Origin of the sequence: Mesorhizobium sp. M7A.F.Ca.CA.002.09.1.1 (assembly GCF_003998555.1) — a bacterium.
GTDB lineage: Bacteria > Pseudomonadota > Alphaproteobacteria > Rhizobiales > Rhizobiaceae > Mesorhizobium > Mesorhizobium ciceri.
In genome coordinates, this window is sequence record NZ_RZRR01001480.1 from 1 (window position 1) to 680 (window position 680).

The 680-nt window shown below is 62.2% G+C and carries 2 protein-coding genes; both read right to left on the reverse strand.

Translation table 11 applies throughout. The features are described 5' to 3' along the window. On the reverse strand, window positions 1-304 hold a 304-nt coding region (locus EN994_RS34150; protein WP_245466179.1), incomplete at its 3' end, for a DNA alkylation repair protein. Window positions 305-397: 93 nt separating this feature from the next. Beyond that, window positions 398-680 (reverse strand): NAD-binding protein (locus EN994_RS34155; RefSeq protein WP_164746564.1); only part of this gene is annotated, 283 nt, incomplete at its 5' end.

Sequence of the window (680 nt, forward strand, 5' to 3'; positions counted from 1 at the left end):
ACTCCCGCTCGTCGGCCGCAAACTCGGCGATCAGTTCTTTCCAGGCGTCCGTATCGACAAAGAGATCCGAGACGCCGTCGACGATGTCCCAGGAGTCGAAACTCGCCGCCCATCGTCTTGCATCTCCAGCAGAAAACCGTTTCGGGTCAGCCGTGACGGAGGCAATGAACTGCGCCTCCATGATGCCGCTGTCCCATAGCTCGAAGGCGCGCTCGTGGTTGCGTTTGATCGTCCGCGCGATCTGCCGCTGCATGCCGTGCGAGATGCCAAGTGCACGGTCGATCTTGATGCCGTAGCGCAACATGCCGAGGCGGTTCTGCTCGGATCCGATGGCGCGAAGATGGGCGACGATTTCCGCGGCACTGGATTGAGGCGAGAGCTCTGCCACGGCAGAGACCTATTTTTCGAGACGGGCGAGCAGCGAGGACGTGTCCCAGCGCTTGCCGCCCATCGCCTGCACATCCTTGTAGAACTGGTCGACGAGTGCGGTGACCGGCAGTCTGGCGCCATTGCGGTCGGCCTCGGCCAGGCAGATGCCGAGATCCTTGCGCATCCAGTCGACGGCGAAGCCGAAATCATATTTGCCGGCGTTCATCGTCTTGTGGCGGTTCTCCATCTGCCAGGAGCCCGCGGCGCCCTTGGAAATCACCTCGATCACCTTCTCGATGTCGAGCCCGGCC